Raw genomic sequence first — 3,995 nt, forward strand, 5'->3', positions numbered from 1 at the left:
AAGAGCGCATCCACTTTCCCGGCCAGCTCAGGAGCCAGAAACGCCATCTGCTCCGGATCGGTTACGGCAGTCCACTGCCCCAAATCAGCAGGCAACTCGATCTGGGCAGCTTCAAACATACGGGTGACTAACTCATTGAAGGACTGCTGGAGCCACGGGGCGCGAAGACGCAAATCATCCGGACTCGAGTGTTCAATCAATGCCGCTGTCATCTCATAGATCGACTGAACAGCCCACCGGGTATAGGGCTTCTTCCAGGCGTCTTCGTCCTTCAGCGTAAAGACATAGGGCAGCCAATCCCCCAAACCTGCTTTCTCGAAATTGCTCACCGCATCCCGAATCGTGGCAAAGCCGGATGTCAAAGCCAGAAGATCTTTGAGAAATCCCCCGCTCATCAGCGGCAGGCGCAGAGCCCGGGGCGCAAAATTCTTATCGGCAGAGGCCAAAAGCTCATTGATGCTCATGGGCTCCCCGAAAAGAAGCCGCTTGTACTGGGTCTCGTCCATGGGCGCCTTGGCATTGGGAGCAATGACCACATAGCCCACGCGTTCGCGCCGCAAGAGCTCCAGCATGCCTTCGGTATGATACCCGCCCGCAATCAGGGCAGCCGTCTGGACCCCTTGCTGCCGCATTTGGGCGCGGAGGGTTTCCACCATGGCACGGTCGCGCTGGTGAGCCACTTCGTAAAATTCCATGAGCTGCGCCAGGCGCTGATCAATGAGTGCGGAATCAAACACCAGTTGCGTATCAATGCCGTACTTGAGGGCCATGGTCTGGATAAAGGGTTGGACTGCCTTCACGCTGAGCCGGCTCACGCTTTCTTGGACCTGCTGAAACTCCGGGGCATTGAGTTCCAGGGCAAAAAGCTTTTGCAGCAGGCGGTGGTCCTGGTCCAGTTGGCCGAGCGTGCGTTGAGTGCCGTCCGTATAGAGCGCATCTCTGAGCGCGAGCTGCAAAGTCTGGATCTCCACCGAAAGTTCTGCTGCGCGAATCCGTTCGCTCATTTCCAAGTACTCGATGTAGGTGCGGGTGGCCGGAAAGCCTTCTTCGGCTCCGGGCACCAAACTCATCAGGTAGCCGTAATACACCAGCGGCGTGATGTCCCCGCTCTTGTAATTCACGCTAAGTTCCAGGAGCTCTTTCATCTTGGGAGTCTCGCCCGCCGTCTGGTACTGCTGTGTCACCCGGGACAGCAAGTTGGAAACTTCCTTTTGCACGGCTTCGGTGTCCAGCTGCGGCTCTAACTCAATGACGCGGGCCATCCTTGAGAGGGAGGGGTAGGCGCCTTCCAAGGAAAGGCCGTTCTTCTGGGCCAGCAGGGACAAATGCCGGATCAGGGGTTCGAGGGAGAGCTGGCCCTTTTCAAAAAGGCGGATTTTTTCATCCAACTCCTGAAGGGCCACGGGGAAAATCTTCTTCTTGAGGACATCGAGCACGCGCTCCACTTCGTCCAGATACGGCCCGGCCTGTTCGCGGTAGGCCATGGCCCGGCCGTAATGGATGAGATCCAGGGCATAGAGCTCGGGCTTTTCCACGCCCCAGAGCGCGATCGCCGGCCGCTCGGTGATCAGATAATATTCTTCACCCGTGAGCTCACCGGCTTGCAAAAACACGTTCGCTACTTGGGTGCGCAGGTCGCTTTCCTTGGGAACCGTGGCAAAGGGAGTGAGATCCACTGAACCGGCTGCACCTTCCGAGCCGATCAGGGACAGCCCGTACTCCTGGTAAAGATGCTTGAGAATTTTCGCGGCATTGGCTTGGGCTTCGGGGTGCGCGTGCAGGTCCTGAAAATGAAAAACCACCGGCGCATTCTTGCCGGTGTTCGGATCGGCTTCGGGAAGATTGAATTCCACCACGCGGCCGAACTCGGAGGGAAAGCGGAAGCCGCCGGCCATGGCATAGGACCGTGAAGGCACACCAGAGCCTTTGCGGTTCCGGTTGATGGCCTGGGCCTGAGGAGCCTGGCGCGCGTCTGCGGCATGTTCCACCTGAGCCAGGTTTTGCCGGAAAAGACGATTGCCCACAGGAGCGGCCTCGGCAGCGCCGCAAGAGGTCCACACAAAAACCTCGGCGATGACTAAGGCCACAAGGCGAATCCAAAGTCTGAATCCGTGCTGATTACGCTGCAGCAAGGGCATCACTCCCGGTCACAGACGGAAAACCCCCTACCCCGCTTCCCGCTTGGTCGAAGGGGCAAAAGAGCTTTCCTCTATACATGGCGTGCAGTTGAATTTTGGTACTCTCCCCGAATCGGACTTACCAACGATGTTTAAAAGCTTAATTAAAATATATCCGATACAAGGGGCAGAGTCAAGACGGAAGCCAACATTTTCTTGACTTTTAACCTGTTGAAATATCAGGACTTAGTAGTAAATATTTCTTTCACTGAGAAAAGGGAGTTTCAGGCTGAATTTTGGAGTCATTGGGGGAGGAGGAACGACGTGAAAACGGGGCGTATCAAAAAATTCTAACAGTACTTTATTAATTTATGTAAATTATCATATTTTGCAGCAAAACCAAACCGTATCATGGAGTACTTTGGATCAAGATAAGGCAGAATTATGTGCTAACCACTCCAAGACAGCCTGATTGGCCGGAGGGAAGGAATACTGGGTAAGCTCTTTTTGCTCTGCCCAGGCCCAGGCCGCGCATCCCAGAGCCCGGGGGCTCCCTGACGTTAGACGGCAGAGGTAAAAATGCAGGTCAGCGACGTGCTCCGGGTAGGAATAGATGCTGCGGAGCAGAAAGCGTTCGATCTCAATATCCACGCCGAGCTCTTCGCGGATCTCCCGGATTACACAGGCCTCCAACGTCTCGTTTGGAGCGCACTTGCCCCCGGGAAACTCCCAGCAATCCCCCATGTGATCTCCGGAACGTCTCTTACTTATTAAAATCCGCGTACCATCCCGGATCACAGCCGCAGCCACAGTGAGTTTCACGGTGCCAGGCACCGGTGCCAGGCACGGGTGTCAGGCACCGGTGCCTGACACCAGGACATCCTCGCCTTCGATTTTGACTTTAAAGACCGGAACCGAGGCATTGGGGTTCACCGGAGACACGCCGCTCTCCAAATCAAAGCTCCACCCGTGCCAAGGGCACACCACTTCTTGATCCTCGACTTCGCCTTCGCAGAGCGGCCCGCCCATGTGCGGGCACGTATTGCCGATAGCATAGTACTGCCCCTTCACATGGAAAACCGCCACTTCGGTCTCACCGCATTTCACGGTCTTGCACTGGCCTTCGGGCAGTTCTTTAATTGAACAGACTTTGATGTAGTCGGGCATAGGATCCTCTCCGTGTTATTCCAAACAAAGTATTCGTCATCCCGAGCGAAGGCTCCGTCATTGCGGCCCCCACGCCACGCTCGGGGCAGGCTCCGCGAAGCAATCTATGTCCCGCACAGATGGCCGCGCTCCGCTCGCCATGACGCCTGCGCGTCACTCCGGCGAAGCACCCGTCGCCTCCAGCCATCGCTCCGCATCAATCGCGGCCATACAGCCCGAACCCGCGGCAGTAATGGCCTGGCGGTAAACCGAGTCCTGCACGTCCCCCGCGGCAAAGACCCCTTCCACACTGGTGTGAGACCTTCCGGCTTTGGTTCTGATATAGCCCTTTTCGTCCATCTCCACCTGGCCTTTGAAAATTTGCGTGTTGGGCTTGTGGCCGATAGCCATAAAGACACCCTGGACCGGAAACTCACGCGTCTCGCCTGTTTGAGTGTCTTTAAGAATCAGAGCGCTCACCCCGGTCGCGGGCTCGCCCACGATTTCTTCGATCACAGAATTCCACGCCACTTCAATTTTGGGATGAGCCAGAACGCGGTCTTGCATAATCTTGGAAGCGCGCAGCGCATCGCGGCGATGAATAATTGTCACCTTGGTGGCAAACTTGGTCAAAAAAATCGCTTCTTCCATCGCGCTATCCCCGCCGCCGACAATAGCCACTTCCTTTTCACGGAAAAAGAAGCCGTCGCAGGTCGCGCAGGCGGACACGCC

Annotated in this window: 4 protein-coding genes; all 4 read right to left on the reverse strand. The window is 56.3% G+C overall.

Features of this window, described 5'->3' with window-relative positions; all coding sequences use genetic code 11:
- Positions 1-2,132: hypothetical protein (locus JW937_01835; protein MBN1586151.1), on the reverse strand; the 2,132-nt coding region annotated here is incomplete at its 3' end.
- A gap of 411 nt (positions 2,133-2,543) precedes the next feature.
- Positions 2,544-2,939, reverse strand: a complete 396-nt coding sequence (gene mutT / locus JW937_01840; protein MBN1586152.1) for an 8-oxo-dGTP diphosphatase MutT — start codon at positions 2,937-2,939, stop codon at positions 2,544-2,546.
- A 30-nt stretch (positions 2,940-2,969) separates the two neighbouring features.
- Positions 2,970-3,284, reverse strand: coding sequence for a nitrite reductase small subunit NirD (gene nirD / locus JW937_01845; GenBank protein ID MBN1586153.1), 315 nt, complete (start codon positions 3,282-3,284; stop codon positions 2,970-2,972).
- 153 nt (positions 3,285-3,437) lie between these two features.
- On the reverse strand, positions 3,438-3,995 hold a 558-nt coding region (locus tag JW937_01850; GenBank protein ID MBN1586154.1), incomplete at its 5' end, for an FAD-dependent oxidoreductase.

The sequence above is a fragment of the Candidatus Omnitrophota bacterium genome (assembly GCA_016929445.1).
GTDB lineage: Bacteria > Omnitrophota > Gorgyraeia > JAFGIU01 > JAFGIU01 > JAFGIU01.